Source organism: Chitinophaga sp. (genome assembly GCF_019236475.1).
In the GTDB taxonomy this organism is placed as follows: domain Bacteria; phylum Bacteroidota; class Bacteroidia; order Chitinophagales; family Chitinophagaceae; genus Chitinophaga.
The window spans coordinates 261930-284100 of record NZ_JAFAIX010000004.1; the positions used below are offsets into that span (position 1 = coordinate 261930).

Below are 22171 nucleotides of genomic sequence, written 5' to 3' on the forward strand. Positions count from 1 at the left end.
AAAGCAACAAGGCTCATTTTATGCGATTTCACGTTTATGGTACTTCCTGGTCCAGGAGGTGGGTAGTATTGTCAGTCATTATTTTAGGGTTCGGTATGTTGGCTAACGGTCAGGGCTATCTGAAAGCCAAAGGGCATATCATTGTCAATGAGAAAAATGAGAAGGTCATCCTACGGGGTATGGGCTTGGGAGGATGGATGTTGCAGGAAGGGTATATGTTCCGACTCGGTAATATTGGCCAGCAGTATAAGATTCGAGCAAAAATTCAAGACCTCGTAGGGCCGGCGCGTACCGACACCATTTACCAGGCTTGGTTACAAAATCATACCCGGAAAGCGGATATGGATTCGCTAGCGCGATGGGGCTTCAATTCTGTCCGACTCCCTATGCATTACCAGTTATACACCTTGGCGGTGGAAGAGGAGCCTGTAGCGGGTCAGCAAACATGGAAGGAAGAAGGATTTGCGCTCACGGATTCCCTCCTAGCTTGGTGTAAGGCCAATCATCTCTACCTGATCTTGGACCTGCATGCCGCGCCTGGAGGGCAGGGGCATGATCTGCCGATTTCGGATCGTCATCCGGAGAGGCCCTCGCTTTGGGAGAGTGAGGCCAATCGACAGAAAACCATTGCCTTATGGCGCAAACTAGCGGAAAGATATGCCAACGAGCCATGGATCGGGGGCTACGATATCATCAATGAGCCTAATTGGGGATTTGAGGACCCAGCGGATAAAATCGGCAATAAAGAACAAACCAATGTTCCACTGAAGCGATTAATGCAGGATATCACTGCTGCAATCCGGGAAGTGGACAAAAAACATATCATCATCATTGAAGGAAATGCCTTCGGTAATAACTACAACGGCATCTTACCTGCCTGGGATAACAATATGGTGCTCAGTTTCCATAAGTACGGCAATTTCCCCGACAGGGCTTCTATCGCCAGGTTCCTGGAATTACGGGAGCAGTACAATGTTCCGTTATGGATGGGCGAATCGGGAGAGAATTCCAATAACTGGTATCAGCAGGTGATCAGTCTTGTAGAGAATAACGACATCGGATGGGCATGGTGGCAGCAGAAAAAAATAGGCATTAATCAGCCTATGGAGATAAAAGTCGCTCCCGGTTACCAGGCTATTCTCGATTATTGGAATGGGAAAGCCCCGGCGCCAGTTGCGGATGCAGCCTATGTATCTCTTATGGAGTGGGTATCCGCTACCAGGGCGGAAAATACCCTCGTGCACCCGGATGTAATAGACGCCATGTTCCGGCAGATTCATAGTACCGCTGCAATCCCTTTCAAAAAACATGTGATTACCGATAACACCACCATTGCTGCAGTGGATTATGATCTGGGTCGTAACGGTTACGCCTATAACGATTTGGATACTGCGAGTTATCATTATACGCCTGGCGTCAACACGAGAGGCAATCGGGGCGGCGCTTACCGCAATGATGGCACCGACATCCGAATGGCAGATGGACAATATGAAATATTCAGTATAGAAGATGGAGAATGGCTACAGTATACCGTGCAGGTACCGCAGGCAGGTAATTACCGCATTAGTGTAAAGGCCGCGAAAGACAGTGGGGATGCCGTATGTAGCATTTGGGTCAATGACCGCAAGGCAACCGGAGATGTGGCGATGCCCGTGGTGCAGGGATGGCAGGACATTCCAGTGGGACAGGTAAAACTGACGAAGGGCAGTAACCGTATCCGTATTTATTTCAGTAAAGGAGGCTGCCTGTTGCGTCAGTTGACATTTAAAAAAGTATAGTATGAACTTAATATATCACCCCTCAATTGTTAACTTTTATAAGTGTAAAATCCATGAAAGCAAATCCATTCCACGTGGGCGCATTGCTGATGCTCGCCCTGGTTTCCTGTTCCAAGGAACCTAATAAAGCAGTACTGCAGCCTGTCGCTAGTACAACAACCAAAGCAGCCACAGAAGCAGTAACGTATAATCTGATCTGGTCGGACGAATTCAATGGCACCAGCGTAAATACAAGCAACTGGAATTTTGAAACGGGTCCCAATGGGGCTAACAACGAAAAAGAATATTATCAGGCAGCCAATGCCACTGTCAGCAATGGCAACTTGGTCATCACCGCTAAAAAAGAATCCGTAGGAGGGATGCCTTATACCTCTGCGCGATTAAATACTGCGGGCAAATTCTCTGTCACCTATGGCCGTATAGAAGCCAGGATTAAGCTTACCTCCGGACAAGGCCTCTGGCCTGCCTTCTGGATGTTGGGTAGTAATATTGGCCAAGCAGGAGTAGGTTGGCCTAAATGCGGAGAAATAGATATTTTAGAACGCATTAATACCAGCAATACCGTTTACGGTACTATTCACTGGGATAACAACGGACATGTATCTTATGGCGGTAATATGGTCACTACACCAGATGATTACCACGTATATGCGGTAGAGTGGGATCCGAATGGTATCCGCTGGTTTGTAGATGGCACGCAGTATGTGGCTGCCAATATCCAAAACAATATTAATAACACCGGCGCTTTCCATAATCCGTTTTTCATCATATTGAATTTGGCGGTAGCGGGCGACTGGCCTGGTCAAACGGTGGATGAGAGCAAACTGCCGGCGAATATGTGGGTAGACTATGTGCGCGTTTACTCCATGACACAATCTGGTGGCGGTGCTCCCATTGGGCAGACCATCACCCTGAAAGGCTTCAACAATGCCTTTGTGAGCAGTGAAAACGGTACCCAGGCCATGACCTGTAACCGTGCCACTGCACAGGCTTGGGAGCAATTCACCGTAATAGATGCTGGCGGCGGAAAAGTAGCCTTACAGGCAATGGGAAAATATGTTTCATCTGAAAACGGCGTCAGTGCGATTACGTGTAACCGCACCACTATTGGCGACTGGGAAAAGTTTGACTGGATCGTGAATGCAGACGGCACCATCGCGTTACGGGGCAACAATGGGCGGTATATCTCCTGTGAAAATGGGACACAGCCTATGACTTGCAACCGGACAACGATATCCGGCTGGGAAGCTTTTCGTATCTAGTTATTTTTGGGTGATGTATCAGGCCACGCTTTCCAGCGTGGCTTTTCTTTTTGTAGGAATAAAAAATGCCGGGCTGTATCAGCCCGGCATACCTAAATTTTTATTTGGCTATTACTGCTGTTGTGCAGCTTTTTTCTTTTTCGCATGGTCTACAATCGCACCAGTACCGGCACCTACACCAGCGCCAATGAGTGTACCAATCGCAGCGCCTTTCACGTGATCCTTGTTAACGATAGCACCTGTAACTGCACCTGCTCCAGCGCCTACAACGGCACCTTTAGCAGTGTGGCTCCAGGAACCAAAACCTTTCTTCTTCTTAGCAGCAGTTGGTGCTGGTGCAGGAGCTGCTGCTGCTGTGGTTCCTTCTTCAGGAGCATTATAAGTAGCAGGGCTATAACCCGCTTCGCTACCTTTTCTGTGGTGACTGCCTACATGCTTCATCGAATCGATGACTTGTTGTTTTACCAGATTGACATTGTTGATAGAGTCAATGGTGGCTTTTTTTGCATTTTCGATGGCTGCCTGATCTGGCTGGCCTTTACAGGAGAACAGTACTACAGCGGCAGCTACGGCTACAATTGTTTGTCGCATTTGGTTAAAATTTTTTGTTTTTTCCCTCTAACCATGGGGATTGGCCAAAATTATGCCATTTTTCGGACTGTAAAGATAATATATTATAAAAAATTTGCAAGACATAGGGCGTTCGGAGTAAAAACAGTGATTTCTAATCATTTTGAATACCTTTACAGCTTCAATTTTACGGTGGTATATGAGTTTTTTAACGGTAAATGGAATCAGCAAACAGTTACAGGATCAAGCTGTAGTAAAAGATGTTAGTTTTAATCAGCCACAGTTTCAGAAACTAGCCATTGCAGGCGCCACGGGCTCGGGGAAGAGTACCTTGTTGAAGATTATATCTGGCCTGTTACAAACAGACGAGGGTACCGTTGATTTCCTGGGGAAACGGGTAAAAGGCCCATTGGATGTACTGATACCTGGTCATCCGGGGATTGCTTATTTGTCCCAGCATTTTGAATTGCGTAATAACTTCCGGGTAGAGGAAATCCTCGAACGAGATAATAAACTAACAGCGCAAGATGCCATGCATGTGTATGAGGTCTGTCGGATCACGCATCTGTTTAAAAGAAAGAATGACCAGGTTTCCGGGGGGGAACGTCAGCGGGTGGCCTTGGCGCGTTTGTTGACTACCGCACCGCAGCTCCTAGTGTTGGATGAACCGTTTTCCAACCTGGATATGATCCATAAGCAGCAGTTAAAGGATGTCATTGCAGATATTTCCAGTGAACTATCCATTACTTGCTTACTCACCTCCCATGATCCATTGGATGTACTGTCTTGGGCGGACCGTATTATGATTATGCGGCATGGGGAAGTGATCCAGCAAGGAACGCCACAAGAGGTATATTTACATCCACAAGATGATTATTGTGCCGCACTCTTTGGAAAATTCAATCATTTGTCGGACGTACAGGCAGCAGTATTAGGCATACAAACCACTGATACAGCGATCTATATCCGTCCGGAGAAAGTAGTACTGGCCGATGGTAACGGTATTGCCGCGAAGGTATTATCTGTGAAATTCTTTGGCAGTTATGAAGAGGCACTATTGCAGGCCGGAGACATACAGTTGTTGATGAGCATGCATCCTGGTGCTGTGAAGCAGGGAGAAGGAGTGAGGATACGTGTCGAACTATAATATAAAAAACTAACGGTGTTGCACAAACGTTGTCAACCCCCCAAGATAGCGTTGGCCGTTTAACCCTGTCAGTCTCCAATTATGTATCTACCGCTTGCATTAACGAGTAATTTTCGCGAAGTTCGTTAGCATAATCCGCTATATGAGAAGATACATTTTGTTATTGACTGCTATCCTGGGATGTACTGCCGTTAAGGCCCAGGAGCTGTACATGCCCCGTAATATCCAAAATGCCTATAAGGCCCAAACCAGGGATATGAGTGGTAAACCTGGTGTTAATTACTGGCAGAATAAAGGGAGATACGATATCCAACTGAAGGTAGCGCCTCCTACCCGCACCGTGTATGGTAAAGAAACCATCACATATGTGAATAATAGTCCCCATGACCTTTCCAGACTACGTATTCGCATGAACAACAACCTGCATAAATTTCAAGCTCCTCGCGATGGTTATCACAGCATGAATTTCCTGGATAGCGGCGTGGTAGTGGAACGTTTTGTATGTAATGGCGCCGAAATATCCTTTCCCAATGATGTAGGCACTGTAGGCGTCGTGCCGTTGTCGTCTCCCATAAAATCACACGACAGTGCCAAAATTGAAATTACTTGGCGTTATGACCTCTCCAAAGAGAGTGGTCGCGAAGGGATGATTGACAGTACTACCTGTTTTATGGCCTATGCTTATCCGCGTGTATCCGTATTCGATGATTATAATGGTTGGGACGATATTCAGCATACTGATAGAGCAGAGTTTTATAATGATTTCAATGATTATACCGTTGCAGTTACGGTACCGAAGAATTTTATCGTATGGGGAACAGGAGAGCTGCAGAATGCCGGAGAAGTATTGCAGCCGGAAGTTGCACAGCGTTTGAAAGCCTCACTTACCGCCAATGAAACCATGCATATTGCCACCCAGGAAGATCTCCAAGGGCATAAAGTGACTGCGCAGCAGGATTGGAATACCTGGAAATTTGTCGCCAAGCATATCACAGACGTCACTTATGGTGTGAGTGATCATTATGTATGGGATGCTTCTAGCGCTTTGCTGGATACCGTTAGTGGCCGTAGAGCGAGTGTGCAGGCCGCGTATAAAGCTAATACCACTGATTTCCAGCATTCCGTAGAATTTTCTCGTTATGCATTGGGATGGTTTTCCAATCACTGGCCTGGCGTGAAATATCCTTTCCCGGTAATGACCGCCTTCCAGGGATTTGCAGATATGGAATATCCTATGATGGTGAATGATGCCACCGTAGGAGGTAACCTGAGTTTTGCCCAGTTGGTGCAGGATCATGAAATTGCGCATACTTATTTTCCTTTTTACATGGGCATCAACGAAACCCGCTATGCCTTTATGGACGAAGGTTGGGCTACCACCTTTGAATACCTGATTGGTATTTCAGAGAAAGGGCAGCAGGCCGCAGATGATTTCTACAAGCGCTTTAGAGTGCAGTATTATATCGCGGATCCGTCTACAGAAGAAGATCAACCGATTATTAGCATGTCTACACAGGTGAGTGAAATGGGTTATGGCAGCAATGCTTATGGTAAGCCATCCTTGGCATATTTGGCATTGAAAGATTTATTGGGAGACGAATTGTTCAAGAAATCGCTGCATGTATACATGGATACGTGGAATGGCAAGCATCCTATTCCATGGGATTTCTTCCATATCTTCAACACCGCATCTGGTAAGAATTTGAACTGGTTCTGGAATAACTGGTTTTTCTCCAACAACTACATAGACCTGGCCGTGAGCAATGTGAAAAGTGGGAATGTTACCATCAAGAATGTGGGTGGATTTGCCATTCCGTTTAACTTGGTAGTTGTAACCAAAGATGGGAAAGAATCACAATTTCATTATACGCCATCTGTATGGCAGGCTAATCAGAAAGAACTGGTGCTGAAACTGCCAGTGAAAGAAGCTGTGCAAGAAGTACGTTTGGAAGGTGGGCTATACATGGATGCCACGCCGAATGACAATATCTGGAAAGCAAAATAATTTCGTTTATAATGGGAATGTCCCCAAGAAGCAATAGGCTTCTTGGGGACATTTTATTTTTACTGTAGGAGCCCGAACTCCAGAATTTCCCTGATTTCAACGCTGCCATCTTCTTCAATAGCGGGGCATCCAATGGCTAGATCCACTGTTATAGTAGAAGGCCATCTTTGAATTGGATGGCAGCATGGGATCCATCGCAGAAAGGTTTGTTTCTGGAGGCGCCGCAGCGGCAGAGGGTAACGCGGTTACGTATTTCGTAAGGGATTCCTTTTTCGTCGTAGATGGTGATGCCACCCTGTACGAAATAGGGGCCGCTGATATTTTTGGATGGATCTTCCACTATGCCGATGGCAGGGGAGAGTTTGGGTTCTATGGGCGTTTGTGTTTCCTTATTCCAGGCCATGAGTCGCCCGCTGGGGCAATTATGCACTTGTTTAAGGAATTGTTTTTTTACCGCAGGATCGTCTGTATTTTCCACCATATGCCATACTTGACCGTTGGGATCGCAGAAGCGGGCGAAGGCGCAGAGGTTTTCCGCGTCAGTCAAGAGGGTGTCGGGGCCTTCGTATAGAGAAGCTTGTTGCAGATAAGAGCGGTGGTGTGGGTTGGTGGTACCGTCGAATTTGATTTGCAGGTGCGTATTATCGCAGAACGGTTTGTTGCCGGAGTGTCCGCATCTACATAAAAACACTGGCTCTTCTTTTGTCTCAAATGTTTTCCCAGGGACCCATTCCATCGATTCCCCTTTCTCATTCGTACCGATGGTCATCAATTGCAGGGGGATATTGCCTTTCAGTTCGTAGGGGCCAAATGTGACGGACACAGACATGTTGTTTGGCGCAGTGGGATTCGTTTTCATGCGGTGAGAATTTAGTAGAGGAACAAACATTTTAAAAAAAAGTTGTTATTTCTAAATGACTACTGACATAGGGTTGTCACTTTCGCCTTTTTACTTTGTATCAACAAAACAGAAGTACTATGAACATCATTGAAATTCTCCAGAAAGAAATGGAACAGGAAGCGGTAACTACTCGTAAAATGTTGCAGCGGGTACCATCGGACAAGCTTGACTGGGCGCCTCATGAAAAAAGCATGCCTATGGGGAAGTTGGCTACACATATTGCAGAACTGACAGGCTGGGTACCGATGACGTTGAATACTTCAGAGCTTGATTTCGCGAATAATGATTATAAACATGTCACTGTTACGAACAATGCTGAGTTAATGGAATATTTTGAGTCGAACCTGGTGGCGGGTCGTGAAGCGTTGGCAAAGGCGCAGGAATCGCAGTTGCCGGAGCATTGGGTACTTCGTAATGGGGATACGATTATTGAAGAATACAATAAGCAGGAAGTTATTAGAATGGCATATTGCCAGATTGTGCATCACCGTGCGCAACTGGGTGTTTATCTGCGGCTGTTGGATATACCAATTCCAGGCAGTTACGGGCCAAGTGCAGATGAAGCATGGGCTGCAAAGTAGGAACAAAAATCGTGATGAGGCAATGTTGTACGGGCACAACATTGCCTTATTACGTTGATGTATATACGCAGATTTGTAAAAAAAATAAATCCACCGAAATGGGCTACAGTATTTTGTTTGGGTGTTTTTGTAATAAAAATGCTTTAAAAATATTTTGCAGAGATGAATATTTTTCTATCTTTGCACTCCCATTGAAAAAGGGGAGTCGCGGTGAAAGCAGCGATTTGATTCCGTAGCTCAGTTGGTAGAGCAATACACTTTTAATGTATGGGCCCTGGGTTCGAGTCCCAGCGGGATCACAACAAGAATATCAAAGGAAATTAAAGCCGCTTGAATCGTAGGATTTAAGCGGCTTTTCTGCTTTTGGTATAGAAAGGTAAATCATACAAAACGAATCTGAAAGGATACAAAAAAGGATGCACAAAACAGTTTTACTTTTAGTGTATCCTTTTTTCTGGTAAAGGCATACCAGCAAATAATATTACTTGATCCCAAATAAGGAAAAGTACCTTACTCGTCCATTAATTCCCTTTCCATTTCTTCAATTGTGGGCAGTTGAGTTTTAAGGTCATCAGGTATAATTTCTGATAACTCAAAAGAACTAATACCTATGGGTTTATTTAAATCGCGAAGTGCATATTCCACTTCTATTTTATCTTTTAATCGGCATAATATTATTCCGATGGATGGGCTATCGGTTACGTGTTTTAATTTACTATCTACCGCAGAAAGATAAAAATTCAATTTCCCTGCATATTCAAGTAGAAATTTTCCTGCCTTTAATTCAATGACTACGAAACAGCGTAGGTGGAGATGATAAAATAATAAATCCAGGAAATAATCAGAATCACTGATTTCTAATTTATATTGACGGCCAACAAAAGCAAAACCCTTTCCTAGCTCCAGCATAAAGTGGGTAATCTTCTGCGTTAGGGCCAGTTCAATCTCTCGCTCCTGGGCATTCTCTTCCAATCCGAGAAAATCAAAATGGTATGGATCTTTAATAGTCTCTGCTGCCAGATCAGACTGTGGCTTAGGAAGAGTTGATTCGAAATTGTGATCAGCCTTTCCTTGTCTTAAATGATAATTATGTTTAATGTTAATTTCTAATTGATTCCTGGACCAACCATTTTTGTGAGTGGCTTTGGCATATAAAACAACTGTTTCCAGGTCTTTGATTTTTAGAAATTAACAGTCGCTGGTACGACCAGGGTAATTGTGCCACAGCCTGTGGCACAAATTCAAATTGATGAGAAAAGAAAATATACCATTGTCTGATTGTATACAGATTTCGGCGAGAGAAACCATTTATCTGGGGGAAACTTTTTTTGAGATCGATAGACAGTTGTTCCAGAAAATTCTCCCCCCATTTGTATTCAGTTTGTTTGGAGATAATTTCCTTCCCCAGTTCCCAATAAAGTTCTATTAAAGCTATATTGAAATTAGATACTGCCTTTAATTGGGCTTGTTTTACCTTGTTTTTTATTTCCACCAGCCATTCTCTATAAGCTTTATTAGTCATTTTAATTGTTGCATTTCGTTTCAATCATTTTCTTTACAGGCGAAAATTAATAAGTAGTTGTGCCGGAAATGTCTTAGTTATGTGAATAAAAGAAGGTTAACTCACCAATAACATTTTTTATTGTAAAAATGATAATTGATGTATGAAGTTGAGTATGAGTTTTCAATCTGGTACAAAGTAAGCTAATCCAGAAGTCTCGCTTCGGTAGCCACATATTTTAAAGAATTGCGAATCTGATGGACAACACAGCTTTGGATTTCTGTTTTTGGGTATATAAACCTCGCGCATGGCGCGGGATGAAATTTTGTTTTTTAGTCTAGTGTTTAGTCGCGATCCTTTTTGAATGTTTAACAGCATTTATCCTCTTGATTACTGTTCGCTCTTTATTTCTCAAGATAACGCTAATCTATATCCCTTTATCAAGATTATAAAACCTGAAAACTTCCTTCGTTATCAACATGCAATTCTCAGCCAGTTGAGGAAGTGTACAATACATGCTTTGGTGCAGAAAGGCAAAATCATCTTTTGTTTCCATCAGGTTCATTCTGAGAAACCCTTCCGGTAAAGTTCTGCCTGCCAGCACGTCAAAAAGAGAATTGGCAAACGCCTGATCATATCCGAGATTAATTTTAGCGTAGGTTATCCAACCGTTGGCTACTTTGAAATGGACATCGATATAAAAGCGTTCTTCCATTTATCACGGGTTTGTGCCAGTCGGAAAGGCGGATCTATGGGAGTGACCCGCCTTCCGCTGGGCTTGACAAAAAATATTTAGCGCACGATTAGTGAATGGCAATCTGGCGTGGCGCCTTTTTCTTTACCTCTTCTTTTTTAGGAATTTTCAGCGATAGTAATCCGTTGTCATATCGCGCCTGGATCTTTTCTTCATCCACCACATCGGAGGGAAGGGTGATGGTGCGTTTAAAAGACTGGTAACTAAATTCCTTATAGGAATATTTCCCGTTACTGGGTTCCTCTTCACTGGCATTTTTTTCAGATGAAATGGACAGATTGTTGCCATCAAGATGGATTTTGAAGTCTTCTTTTTTCATACCGGGTGCGGCGAGTTCAACGAGAAAATCCTCATCTGTTTCTTTAATATTCATCGTGGGGATAGTGGTGCCACTGATGGAATTATTAAAGTTGTCGCGGCTGAAAAAACCACGGTTAAAAAAGTTTTCGAACAGGGTCGGCAAATTTGTAAGTGGTTCCCTGTAGCTTCTTACGAGTGACATAGTAACCTCCTTTTTAAAGATTAACAAATAGCTAAAATGGGGCGATCAACCTATATGCCAGTCGTGAAAAAATAAATGTTTGACTGTCATTTTTTCATCGCATGAAACTAACATGCCGGATGCTGAAATATTGACAGCTTTGGACGATAAGGGCTTACTGACAAAGTGCCAATTATTACCCATTTTAACATTATCGTAACAATTGAAGATTTAATTTTCGGCTTACAAATTGTCTGAAATTTGACTTCTCCTGAATGGAGCATTTATATTTTTTCTATTTGATCTTGTTTTAATGCAATTCAATTTCATCTAGCATGACAAATATTTTAAAAACCAAAACATTACACCACAGGGCCTTTATATTGCCTGTGCCTACAGAAGAAACCACCATTGCTGTTATCAAAGCAAACCTGCTCAGAACGCATTATTCCGGTACCGACGGACCATTTGCGTAATCATCACTGTTGATTTATTTGCTAATTCTCTGCTTCAATGGCTTTGCTACTGAAGCTAACTGTTATTCCTAAGGCTGTCTTCGTAGCATGAAGAAAGGCCGTATGCACTATTGTCAAAAACTATCATTCAATATTATGTTATCCAACTACCGGAAAGTTTATTGTATTTCATTTTTTTTGCTGGCCCTGACCTTGGGCGCCCATGCACAGAAGGGTAAAGGAAAATCCGCATTTTCTGCAAGGCTCATGAATATAGAATCCACTGCGAAGGAGCCGTTTCGTTACAATCTGAGCCTGTCTAACGGCAGCGGGCATACGGAGTTATATGGATTAAGGGCGGATGTGCCGGAAGGATGGACAGTGGCATTCCGCGCGGAAGGTACCCAGGTGGCGGGTCTGCGTCTGGATTCTGGCAGAACACAAGATATTTCCCTGGAAATAACGGCAGCGCCTTTGGTGAAGCCTGGTAAATACAACATCCCGGTGATGGCCATGTCACAGGCCGATACACTCCATGCCGATGTAGAAGCAGTGGTGAAAGGCAGCTATAGCGTAGAACTAACCACGCCTACAGGGCGATTGAGCGATGATATTACAGAAGGCCGCAGCCGGAAGCTACAGTTGACGGTGAAAAATACCGGTACCCTGTCGCTGGAAGCGTTGGAGCTTTCAGCTCAGGCGCCGGCCTCCTGGAGCGCTGTATTTGAACCTTCCAAAATCGACCGCCTCGATGCAGGTAAAGAACAGCAGGTAACAGCTACCCTTAGCGTTCCGGATAAAACCATCGCCGGTGATTATGTGTCGAATTTTACGGTAAGGAATAATAATGTCAACAGCAACGCGGCTTTCCGCATGACGGTCAAAACCTCCATGCTGGCCGGCTGGATAGGTACGCTGGTGATCCTCCTGTCGCTGGGCATCGTGTATTACCTGATACGTAAATACGGAAGGAGGTAGACATGACGACAAATCCTATTATAGAACTGGACAGACTCACCAAAAATTACGGTACCAAAAAAGCAGTAGATCATCTCTCCCTGAAAGTAAACAAAGGAGAAATATTTGGCTTGCTGGGACCTAACGGCGCCGGTAAAACCACCACTATCCTGATGATGCTGGGACTGGCGGAACCTACCTCGGGACAAGCCATGGTATGCGGTATCAATGCTACACGCAACCCGGTGGGGGTACGGCGGAAAGTTGGCTATCTGCCGGACAGCGCCGGCTTTTACGATAACCTCACGGCATTGGATAATCTGATGTACATCGGCCGCCTCAATGGCATCCCCGAAAAAGATATCCGCTCTCGGGCCCACAACACCATGGAGATGGTGGGACTGGGAGCAGAAATGCATAAAAAAACGGCGGCTTATTCCCGTGGTATGAAACAGCGATTGGGCCTTGCCGACCTGCTGATTCGTGAACCAGAAGTAATGATACTTGATGAACCTACGTTGGGCATAGACCCTGCTGGTATCCGCGAATTTCTCACGCTGATCCGTCAACTCAGCCGGCAGCAGGAGTTGACGGTGCTGTTATCTTCCCACCATCTTCACCAGATGCAACAGATCTGTGATCGTGTGGGCATCTTCGTAGAAGGGAAATTATTGACGGAAGGTAATCTCGAAACGCTGGCCGGTAAACTGTTCGGGGAGGATTCCTATGTGGTACAGGTGTCCGTCAGGACGCCGCTTACAGCGCCAGGGGAAATAGAACGGCAACTGCTGGCACTGCCTGGCGTTACCAAGGTGTCGATAATGGAAGGTAACGTAGACGTGTCCTGCAGTACAGATATCACACCGGATATTGTCCGCCTTTTTGTACAGAACGGGTTAAACGTAACCGGTGTACATAAAAAGGAATATGGTTTGGATGAGATCTATCATCGTTTTTTTGAGAAGAATACTAAAAAGCATATTTTGAATGAACAGGCTGTTTAACCTTTTTTTCACCGGAGCGGCCGTTCCTGGGCCGTTTTGGGTGATGGTGCGTAAAGAGGGAGGGGATCATATCCGTAGCTGGCGGTTTATAGTGATGCTGCTGCTGATCCTATTTACCTTCCTCGGTGCGATGCACGTATCGTTATCAAACATCAGGAGAGTGGTGACAGATTTTAATGATCCGGACCACGTGTTCGTCTATCTAAAATTATTAACCACTTCGGATAATTCACTTCCTACGTTTTATATTTTTATCAGCTTCCTCGGCCCCTTGCTGGGTATCGCACTGGGCTTCGATGCTATTAATTCGGAAAAGAATAATGGCACACTGGTACGGCTGTTGGCGCAGCCGGTATACCGCGATAATCTCTTGCTGGCTAAGTTCTACGCTGCGCTCACCATTGTGGGTGTGCTTTTTCTCAGCCTTGTGTTACTTATGATTGGGGCCGGACTCCTCATCACAGGTGTGCCAATGGAGGCCGCGGAGCTGTTCCGCATCCTGACGTTTGTGGTGTTGAGCATGATCTATGTGGGGTTCTGGCTTAGCCTGTCGATAGCGCTATCCGTGTTGTTTAAGCATGCGGCTACCTCTGCCCTCACCGCTATTGGTATCTGGTTGTTCTTTACCGTGTTTTACCAGTTGATCGTTAATATGGTCGTTAGGACGGTATTACCCGATCCTGCATCGTTGCAGCCGGAGCAGGTGGTAATTTACAACAATATCATTTTGTCCTGGTTTCGCCTGGCGCCCAGCCAACTGTATACCGATGCTGCCACTACGTTGCTGATGCCTTCGGTGAGAAGCCTGGGACCATTGACCATGGAGCAGATGGCCGGCGCTATTCCGGCGCCGTTATCCTTCAGGGAAAGCCTGATGGTGGTATGGCCACAGGTAACAGGGTTGGTGGCCGCTACGGTGGTTTGTTTTGCGGGCGCATATTATTTTTTTATGCGCCGGGAAATAAGGACCTGATTGTGATTGGTGGAGACGCTTCCAATAAGCCTTTATTACAGTAACAGGGGAGAAAACGATGTATCGTCACTTGCAAGAAGCCGCATTCTCTTTTTATACTTTCCCGGATTCTCCCCTGTTTGTTTTTTGAAGAAACGGTTAAAATAAGCATTGTTCGCGAATCCAAGGCTGTAAGCTAGGTCCTTGATGCTCATGTCTTTCGTCATCATCACCCGTTGGGCCTTTTCTATCTTCTTTTCATTGATATACTTTCCTGGCGTACAGCCTATTTCTTTTTTGAAAAGGCGAATGAAGTGGTCTTTGGTGAGAAAACAGGCCGCTGCCAATGCGTCCACGCTGATAGGCTTATGTAAGTGGGTACGTATGTAGTGCAACGATTGCAGGATACGTTTGTCTATATGCAGGTTCTTATCCGTGGCTAGTAGTAGGAACCGGGATAAGACCTGTTTGATGATGCCTTGTGCCTCCATTTCGTAGCCGAGTGGCACGGCTTTCTGGCGCGCTATATTTCTGACAAGCGTGGGAGGGTTGTCGTATGACCATGGATCGAAGTGGGGCAGTTTCCTCTCCGGATTAATGCCAGCAAGGCGTTTGATTAGTTGGACAATCAGCGGATCTGCTTTTATTTCTACAGGAGCATCTATTAGGTCAAAGATGCCGGTCTGATTGCCCACTTCTTCATAAATATGAATGTAGTACAAAGATAAATGCCCTTCGCATTTGTATCCGTGAATGGTATATGCCGGTGTAAGATACAGATGGTTCTTTTTTAGTTCATAGGTTTTGTCTTCCCGAATAAGGCTGGCTGTCCCGTTTTCTACAAAGTGTACCCGGATAAAAGGGCTACAAACGTTGCGCCAGTTCCAGTCAGCATTATGTACAGCATGGCCGATATTCAGCAGGATAAAATTGAGAGATGACTGTTCTTTGCTCATAGCTGATAATGTCCGAATAGTAAAATATCGATAAAGTACAATTTTTTATCGATATCGGTAAAGTCTGAGAATTATAAGATAGGTACTTTTAAAAAAAATGGCAACGTTATTTTTCGTGAAGGGGCGGGATCTGATGATCTTGTTTTGTTGTCTTTGGTCATCTATGCCAACAACTACTGTTCCGGAACAATATCGCTTTTTAAACAGATGTTCATGAGGATTATTTCTTGTATTAAGCCGGGGGAGTTGGCATACCGTGATGCCCCGGAGCCGGTATGTTTACCTGGTTACTCCATCATAAAAATCCGGCGCATCGGGATATGTGGTACCGATATCCATGCATTTGGAGGTACACAACCTTATTTTAGCTATCCTCGTGTGTTGGGGCATGAACTAGCGGCCGAATTTGTGGAAGGCGACGCGCGGTGTTGGCGCAAAGGAGATATGGTCACCATTATTCCCTATCAGCATTGCGGCAACTGTATTGCTTGTCGCAGTGGGCATACCAATTGCTGCCAGCATATGCAGGTGATTGGTGTACATACGGACGGTGGAATGGCAGAATTCCTGATGGTGCCCTCACACCTGCTACTGTCTGCCGAAGGACTGGACCCTGACCAGTTGGCACTGGTGGAACCTTTTGCTATTGCGGCGCATGGTGTTGGACGGGCGGCAGTATTGCCACAGGAAAATGTGCTGGTGGTAGGAGCAGGGCCAATTGGGCTGGCAACAATGGAGATGGCAGCTATTGCAGGAGCAAATGTACTGGCTATCGACGTGAATGATAGCCGGTTGGCCTGGGCGAAAAAGGTAGCAGGTGTAAAAGCGGCCTTCAACGCGCAGGACAGGCGCCTGGAAGAACTGCTCAGAGATGCCACTGATGGTGATATGCCCACTGTTGTAATGGATGCTACTGGCAATCAGCATGCGATCAACAATGCTTTCCGTTTCATGGCGCACGCAGGAAGGTATGTGTTGGTGGGGCTGCAAAAAGGCGACATTACTTTTAGTCACCCAGAATTCCATAAACGCGAAGGTACGCTGCTCAGCAGTCGAAATGCTACCCGGAAAGACTTCGATTGGGTACTGGAAAATATCCGTGTTGGCAGAATCACTCCCAAAAAATACATTACGCACCATATACACTTTAACGATATAGTGGAGGAATTCCCTCACCTGATTGCCGATGCGAATATTGTAAAGGCAATGATCTACCTCGATTAAAACAGTTTTCATGCGTTCTCCACTGCTAATAAACGGCGGCAGTTGATTACAGAAAGCTGGATAGCGATCGTTCAGAAAGTGATCGAAAAATTATAATTGTAAAATTGACAAATATTATGTTATTTTGAAGCAATCACTCATTTATTGCTATAATTCCACGTTATGAAAAATAAGGTCCATTCTTTTTGTTTGGGGATCTGTTGTCTGTTGATAGCTTCACCGGCATTGCAGGCCCAGAATAAAATCACTTTCCGTACAGATAAGCCAACACAGACAATCAACCGAAATATCTTTGGTCATTTTGCTGAACATTTGGGTAATTGTATCTATGGCGGCTTCTATGTGGGAGATACTTCCCATATTCCCAATATCAATGGGGTAAGGAAAGATATTATCGCCGCGTTGAAAGCGCTGAAGATACCGAACCTACGCTGGCCGGGCGGTTGTTTTGCAGACACTTATCACTGGAAAGATGGTATCGGGCCTAAGGAAAAAAGGCCTGCAATCGTCAATACTTGGTGGGGAGGCGTTACGGAGAATAACAGTTTCGGTACTCACGATTTCCTGAACATGTGCGAAGAGCTAGGTGCAGCGCCTTATCTGGCCGGCAATGTGGGCAGCGGTACCGTACAGGAGCTGGCCGACTGGGTACAGTATGTCAACTTCTCGGGTAAAAGCCCAATGTCTGACCTGCGGCAGCAAAACGGCCGGCAACAACCCTGGAAGGTGCAGTATTGGGGCGTTGGTAATGAAGCATGGGGCTGCGGCGGAAATATGAGACCTGAATATTATGCCGATATCTATAGAAAGTACGCCACGTTTATGAGCGGCAATCTTTTCAAAATTGCTTCAGGGGCCAATTCCTCCGATTATAACTGGACAGAAGTACTCATGAAAAACATTCCGCTACATATGCTGGATGGTATGGCCCTGCACCATTATTCCGTGATCGAATGGAATAAAAAAGGGGATGCAGTTGATTTTTCTGAAGAGCAGTACTTCCAGACTATGCGCAGCGCCTGTTTTATGGACACGCTGATCCGCCGGCATTCTGCCATCATGGACAAATATGATCCGAAGAAAAAAGTAGCACTGGTGGTGGATGAATGGGGCGGCTGGTATAACGTGGAAGCAGGTACGAATCCCGGTTTTCTCTTTCAGCAAAACACCATGCGGGACGCGATGATTGCAGGCGTTACCTTAAATATCTTCAACAATCATTCCGACAGGGTACGTATGGCCAATCTTGCACAAACGGTAAATGTGCTGCAGGCGGTGGTCCTCACCAATGGAGAACAACTGATACTGACGCCGACTTATCACGTCATGGAAATGTATAACGTGCATCAAGATGCCACGCTGATCCCCATTGATATTCAATCTAACAAGTATACTTACAAAAATGAACAACTGCCCGCAGTGACGGCTTCTGCGTCAAAAGACAAATCGGGTGTTACTCATATTTCTCTGGTAAATATCGATGCCTCCAAAGCGCAGGAAATAACAGTACAAACCGGAGCGGCTTATAAAGCTGTCGCCGGTCGTATCCTTTCCGCTACCAAACTACAGGACCATAATAGCTTTGTGCAGCCGGATAAGATCAAACCGGTGGCATTTAATGGTGCTATGTTGAAAGAGAATACGCTGACAGTAAAGATGCCTCCATTCTCTGTGGTAGTGCTGGAACTGAAATAATAATTGACCACATGGCTTATTACGACTGCACAATGGTGTGGTCCTGCTATTCCCATGCCTTTTAAAAATGAAACATGAGCGTATCCTTTGTAATAGGTGTTGACTTTGGGACAGATTCCGTAAGATCTATTATTGTAGACACCCGCAATGGCGATGAGGTGGCGGCTGCGGTGTTTTACTATCCGCGTTGGAAGGATGGATTATACTGCAACGCCGCCTATAGCCAGTTTCGCCAGCACCCACAGGATTATATAGAAGGACTGGAAGCCACTATCAGGCAATGTCTGCAACAGGCAGGCGCCCATGTGGCTCGACATATAAAGGCAATATCCGTGGATACCACTGGCAGTACACCAGTAGCGGTAGATGAAACCGGTATGCCGCTGGCGATGCAGCCGGCATTTAAGGATAATCCCAACGCCATGTTTGTGTTGTGGAAAGACCATACGGCCATTCGTGAAGCGGCGGAGATCAACGCAGTAGCAGCAGCTTTCCCAGGCAATTATCTGCGTTTTGTTGGCGGTGTTTATTCCGCTGAATGGTTCTGGGCGAAATGGCTGCACATCTGGCGTGTAGACGAAAACGTTAGAACTGCCACTTACACCTGGGTAGAGCATTGCGACTGGATTCCCTTTCTGCTGACAGGCGGTACGCATGTCAGTCAGCTTAAGCGTGGCATCTGCTCCGCCGGCCATAAGGCGCTATATGCAGAAGCGTTTGGGGGCTTGCCGCCCGACAGCTTCTTCTCGGCTATCGATCCATTATTGCAACATATCGACAGACAGTTGTTCAGCCAAACCTACACCTCTGGTGAAGCAGCCGGGCATTTGTCTAGAGAATGGGCAGAACGGCTCGGGCTGAGTACGGAGGTAATCATCGGCATCGGCGCTTTTGATGCACATATGGGCGCCGTAGGCGGACAAATAGCACCTTATCATCTCAGCAAGGTAATGGGCACTTCTACCTGTGATATGCTGGTGGCGCCGTTAGAAGAAGTGAAAGATACACTGGTAAAAGGCATCTGCGGACAGGTACCGGGGTCCGTGATTCCTGGTATGATAGGCATGGAAGCGGGGCAGTCTGCCTTCGGAGATGCATACGCATGGTTCAGTAATTTATTGTCATGGCCTCTAAGGCATCTTTTCCCAGATGACACCAGGTTGTTACAGGAGGCCAATAGCAGGATGCTTATTGAACTGTCGAGAGAAGCAGCTACCATCATACCTGACGCATATAGTGAATCGGGAATTGACTGGCTCAACGGTCGCCGCACACCAGATGCAGACCAGTCACTCAAAGGAACGCTCACCGGACTGACCCTAGCATCCGACGCACCCAGCGTCTTCAGGGCCGTGGCAGAAGCCACCTGCTTTGGCGCCAAGGCCATCGTGGAGCGTTTTGAACGGGAAGGGGTGCCGGTAAAAGGATTGATAGGCATCGGCGGGGTGGCTAAAAAATCTCCCTTTATTATGCAGATGATGGCTGATGTAATGGGAATGCCTATACGCATTCACCGCTCAGAACAAACCTGCGCTCTGGGCGCGGCCATGTTTGCCGCTACAGTTGCCGGTATTTTTCCTAAAGTGGAGGTGGCCATGCAGGTAATGGGGCAAGGCTTTGAGACCACTTATTCTCCTAATGTACAACGTACAGGAATATACGAAGACAGGTACAGAAAATACACAGCGTTAGGTGCTTTTACTGCTAACATGAACATTGATTAAGATGAGCACACAAAAATACCAAGCCATCCGCAAGGCTGCCTACGAAGCTAACATGCAACTGCCCGCATTGGGGCTTGTCATTTTTACCTTTGGCAATGTGAGTGCGGCCGACAGGGGCGCGGGAGTATTTGCTATTAAACCCAGCGGCGTCCCTTATGAGGAGTTGTCCCCGGAAATGATGGTCGTCGTGGATTTTAATGGGAAAGTGATAGCAGGGGATTTACGGCCTTCGTCCGACACGCTTACCCATGCGGTATTATATAAGCACTGGGAACATATTGGGGGTATTGTGCACACCCATTCCACCTATGCTACTGCCTGGGCCCAGAGCCAGCGAGATATCCCTATCTATGGTACCACCCATGCGGACCATAATACGCTTGACATTCCATGTGCGCCTCCGATGCCAGATGAGTTGATAGCCGGTGATTATGAATACCAGACTGGTTTTCAGATCATGAATACCCTGGAGGAGCGGCATTTGACATATGAAGATATTGAGATGGTCCTTGTAGGAAACCATGCGCCTTTCACCTGGGGTAGCACCCCTGCAAAGGCCGTCTACAATAGTGCGGTACTGGAATCCATCGCTCAAATGGCTTATCTCACGGAATCTATCAATCTCCACGCACCAAGGTTAAAGGATTCCCTGATAAAAAAACATTACGAACGCAAACACGGCCCTAATTCTTATTACGGGCAATAAAATCATATGGTATGGTTGATCTGAAAAAATTAGAGATCTGGTTGATCGTCGGAAGCCAGCATCTGTACGGAGAAGCGGCCTTAAATCAGGTGGCAGGGCATAGCCTGGAAATAGCTACAGCACTGAATAGCGCTAGTCATATACCCGTTTCCGTTATCTACAAACCGATTGTCACTACCCCGGAAGAGATCTATGCCGTATGCATGGAAGCCAATGCGGCGGTGAACTGTATCGGTGTAGTGATGTGGATGCATACTTTTTCTCCCGCTAAAATGTGGATACGGGGCCTGAAAGCGCTGAAGAAGCCGGTTTGCCATCTGCATACACAATACAATAGGGATATTCCCTGGAGCGAAATAGATATGGACTTCATGAACCTCAACCAGAGCGCGCATGGCGACAGGGAGCTGGGATTTGTGATGAGCCGTATGCGGATGAACCGCAAAGTGATTACTGGTCACTGGAAAGATACAGCAGTGCTGGCAGAGTTGGGCGCGTGGAGCCGTGTGGCTGCCGGTTGGCACGACTGGCAAGGCGCACGTTTCGTCCGCTTCGGTGATAATATGCGGTACGTGGCGGTTACAGATGGGGATAAAGTAGAAGCCGAATCGGTATTCGGTTTCTCCTGTAATACGCATGGTATTGGCGATCTGGTGGCGGTAATCAACAGCATCCCGGACCATGCAGTGAATACGCTAGTAGAAGAGTACGCGGACGCCTACACGATTGCTACTATGCTGCTGAAAGACCCTGCCCTAAAAGATGCAGCCAGGATAGAATTAGGACTGAAAGCGTTTCTGGAAAATGGTCAGTATAAAGGGTTCTCCGATACGTTTGAAGATCTGCATGGAATGGTGCAATTACCGGGCCTCGCGGTGCAGCGGCTGATGAAGGCAGGTTATGGCTTTGCCGGCGAAGGAGACTGGAAAACGGCGGCGCTGGTACGCGCCATGAAAGTAATGGGCAGTGGGCTGGCTGGAGGAAACTCATTCATGGAAGATTATACGTATCATTTTGACCCGCAAAACCCGATGGTATTGGGCGCGCACATGCTGGAAATATGCGAATCCATTGCCGATGGTAAGCCGTCGTGCGAGAAACATCCACTTGGTATAGGCGGGAAAGCAGATCCTGTGCGGCTGATATTCAACACGGCCGGAGGCCCGGCTATTAACGCCTCTATTGTGGATATGGGCAACAGATTCCGCCTGCTGGTGAATGAAGTGGAGGCTGTGACGCCGCCGCATGATTTGCCGAAATTGCCGGTTGCACGCGTATTATGGAAGCCGTATCCTGATATGAAAAAAGCCTGTACAGCCTGGATACTGGCAGGAGGCGCGCACCACACCTGTTTTAGCCAGAACCTCACGTCTGTTCACATGCAGGACTTTGCAGAAATGGCAGGCATTGAACTGGCGCTGATTGACAAACACACCGACCTAAGAACATTCCGCAATGAACTGCGCTGGAACGATACGGCTTATTAATCTGATATATCCCCTAATATGAAAAATATAT

Annotated in this window: 21 protein-coding genes and 1 tRNA gene; 15 read left to right on the forward strand and 7 right to left on the reverse strand. The window is 46.1% G+C overall.

The window, feature by feature from the left end:
- The first annotated feature begins 20 nt into the window (after positions 1–20).
- The gene (locus tag JO154_RS05160; RefSeq protein WP_291942538.1) at positions 21–1778 is read left to right on the forward strand and encodes a cellulase family glycosylhydrolase; all 1758 of its coding nucleotides are present in this window, start codon (positions 21–23) and stop codon (positions 1776–1778) included.
- A gap of 53 nt (positions 1779–1831) precedes the next feature.
- Positions 1832–3040, forward strand: a complete 1209-nt coding sequence (locus JO154_RS05165; protein ID WP_291942539.1) for a family 16 glycosylhydrolase — start codon at positions 1832–1834, stop codon at positions 3038–3040.
- 111 nt (positions 3041–3151) lie between these two features.
- Here JO154_RS05165 and JO154_RS05170 read toward each other — a convergent pair whose 3' ends face one another.
- Positions 3152–3631, reverse strand: a complete 480-nt coding sequence (locus JO154_RS05170; protein WP_291942542.1) for a glycine zipper domain-containing protein — start codon at positions 3629–3631, stop codon at positions 3152–3154.
- A 178-nt stretch (positions 3632–3809) separates the two neighbouring features.
- Here JO154_RS05170 and JO154_RS05175 point away from each other — a divergent pair, with 178 nt between their 5' ends.
- Both JO154_RS05175 and JO154_RS05180 read left to right on the forward strand, forming a co-directional pair.
- Positions 3810–4757, forward strand: coding sequence for an ABC transporter ATP-binding protein (locus JO154_RS05175; protein ID WP_291942543.1), 948 nt, complete (start codon positions 3810–3812; stop codon positions 4755–4757).
- 142 nt (positions 4758–4899) lie between these two features.
- Positions 4900–6762: a M1 family metallopeptidase gene (locus JO154_RS05180; RefSeq protein WP_291942544.1), complete on the forward strand. Its 1863-nt coding sequence runs from the start codon at positions 4900–4902 to the stop codon at positions 6760–6762.
- Positions 6763–6910: 148 nt separating this feature from the next.
- Here the strand turns inward: JO154_RS05180 and JO154_RS05185 are convergent, their stop codons facing one another.
- Entirely contained in the window at positions 6911–7621 is a 711-nt protein-coding gene (locus JO154_RS05185; RefSeq protein ID WP_291942546.1) for a CDGSH iron-sulfur domain-containing protein, read from the reverse strand.
- 119 nt (positions 7622–7740) lie between these two features.
- On the opposite strand from JO154_RS05185, the gene JO154_RS05190 reads away from it, so the two are divergent.
- On the forward strand, positions 7741–8244 hold the full coding sequence (locus tag JO154_RS05190) for a DinB family protein (protein WP_291942548.1): 504 nt from the start codon (positions 7741–7743) through the stop codon (positions 8242–8244).
- Positions 8245–8470: 226 nt separating this feature from the next.
- Positions 8471–8543: transfer RNA gene (locus JO154_RS05195), tRNA-Lys, on the forward strand.
- Between the two features lie 211 nt (positions 8544–8754).
- On the opposite strand, the gene JO154_RS05200 is transcribed toward JO154_RS05195, so the two are convergent.
- The 4 genes from JO154_RS05200 to JO154_RS05215 form a co-directional block, all read right to left on the reverse strand.
- Positions 8755–9216, reverse strand: coding sequence for a PDDEXK nuclease domain-containing protein (locus JO154_RS05200; RefSeq protein ID WP_291942550.1), 462 nt, complete (start codon positions 9214–9216; stop codon positions 8755–8757).
- Between the two features lie 127 nt (positions 9217–9343).
- A complete protein-coding gene (locus tag JO154_RS05205; RefSeq protein WP_291942553.1) occupies positions 9344–9766 on the reverse strand; it encodes a DUF1016 N-terminal domain-containing protein in 423 nt (140 codons plus the stop codon).
- A gap of 406 nt (positions 9767–10172) precedes the next feature.
- Positions 10173–10460 carry a hypothetical protein gene (locus tag JO154_RS05210; RefSeq protein WP_291942555.1) on the reverse strand — a complete coding sequence of 96 codons (288 nt, stop codon included), beginning with the start codon at positions 10458–10460 and terminating at the stop codon, positions 10173–10175.
- Between the two features lie 88 nt (positions 10461–10548).
- Positions 10549–11001, reverse strand: a complete 453-nt coding sequence (locus tag JO154_RS05215) for an Hsp20/alpha crystallin family protein (protein WP_291942557.1) — start codon at positions 10999–11001, stop codon at positions 10549–10551.
- A 314-nt stretch (positions 11002–11315) separates the two neighbouring features.
- Here JO154_RS05215 and JO154_RS05220 point away from each other — a divergent pair, with 314 nt between their 5' ends.
- From JO154_RS05220 to JO154_RS05235, 4 genes are all read left to right on the forward strand, one after another.
- A complete protein-coding gene (locus JO154_RS05220; protein ID WP_291942559.1) occupies positions 11316–11456 on the forward strand; it encodes a hypothetical protein in 141 nt (46 codons plus the stop codon).
- Positions 11457–11591: 135 nt separating this feature from the next.
- On the forward strand, positions 11592–12413 hold the full coding sequence (locus JO154_RS05225; RefSeq protein ID WP_291942561.1) for an NEW3 domain-containing protein: 822 nt from the start codon (positions 11592–11594) through the stop codon (positions 12411–12413).
- A gap of 2 nt (positions 12414–12415) precedes the next feature.
- The gene (locus JO154_RS05230; RefSeq protein ID WP_291942562.1) at positions 12416–13396 is read left to right on the forward strand and encodes an ABC transporter ATP-binding protein; all 981 of its coding nucleotides are present in this window, start codon (positions 12416–12418) and stop codon (positions 13394–13396) included.
- Positions 13380–14369 carry an ABC transporter permease subunit gene (locus tag JO154_RS05235; RefSeq protein WP_291942563.1) on the forward strand — a complete coding sequence of 330 codons (990 nt, stop codon included), beginning with the start codon at positions 13380–13382 and terminating at the stop codon, positions 14367–14369. Before JO154_RS05230 ends, JO154_RS05235 begins: the two co-directional genes overlap by 17 nt.
- Positions 14370–14404: 35 nt before the next feature.
- Here the strand turns inward: JO154_RS05235 and JO154_RS05240 are convergent, their stop codons facing one another.
- The gene (locus JO154_RS05240; protein ID WP_291942564.1) at positions 14405–15304 is read right to left on the reverse strand and encodes an AraC family transcriptional regulator; all 900 of its coding nucleotides are present in this window, start codon (positions 15302–15304) and stop codon (positions 14405–14407) included.
- A 213-nt stretch (positions 15305–15517) separates the two neighbouring features.
- On the opposite strand from JO154_RS05240, the gene JO154_RS05245 reads away from it, so the two are divergent.
- From JO154_RS05245 to araA, 5 genes are all read left to right on the forward strand, one after another.
- On the forward strand, positions 15518–16528 hold the full coding sequence (locus JO154_RS05245) for a zinc-binding alcohol dehydrogenase family protein (RefSeq protein ID WP_291942566.1): 1011 nt from the start codon (positions 15518–15520) through the stop codon (positions 16526–16528).
- A gap of 162 nt (positions 16529–16690) precedes the next feature.
- A complete protein-coding gene (locus JO154_RS05250) occupies positions 16691–18223 on the forward strand; it encodes an alpha-L-arabinofuranosidase C-terminal domain-containing protein (RefSeq protein ID WP_291942567.1) in 1533 nt (510 codons plus the stop codon).
- 74 nt (positions 18224–18297) lie between these two features.
- Positions 18298–19947 (forward strand): ribulokinase, encoded by a 1650-nt coding sequence (locus tag JO154_RS05255; RefSeq protein WP_291942569.1) that lies wholly within the window; start codon positions 18298–18300, stop codon positions 19945–19947.
- 1 nt (position 19948) lies between these two features.
- Complete coding sequence (locus tag JO154_RS05260; protein WP_291942570.1) at positions 19949–20653, forward strand: L-ribulose-5-phosphate 4-epimerase; 705 nt, start codon at positions 19949–19951, stop codon at positions 20651–20653.
- Positions 20654–20664: 11 nt separating this feature from the next.
- Entirely contained in the window at positions 20665–22140 is a 1476-nt protein-coding gene (araA, locus tag JO154_RS05265) for an L-arabinose isomerase (RefSeq protein WP_291942572.1), read from the forward strand.
- Positions 22141–22171 lie beyond the last annotated feature (31 nt).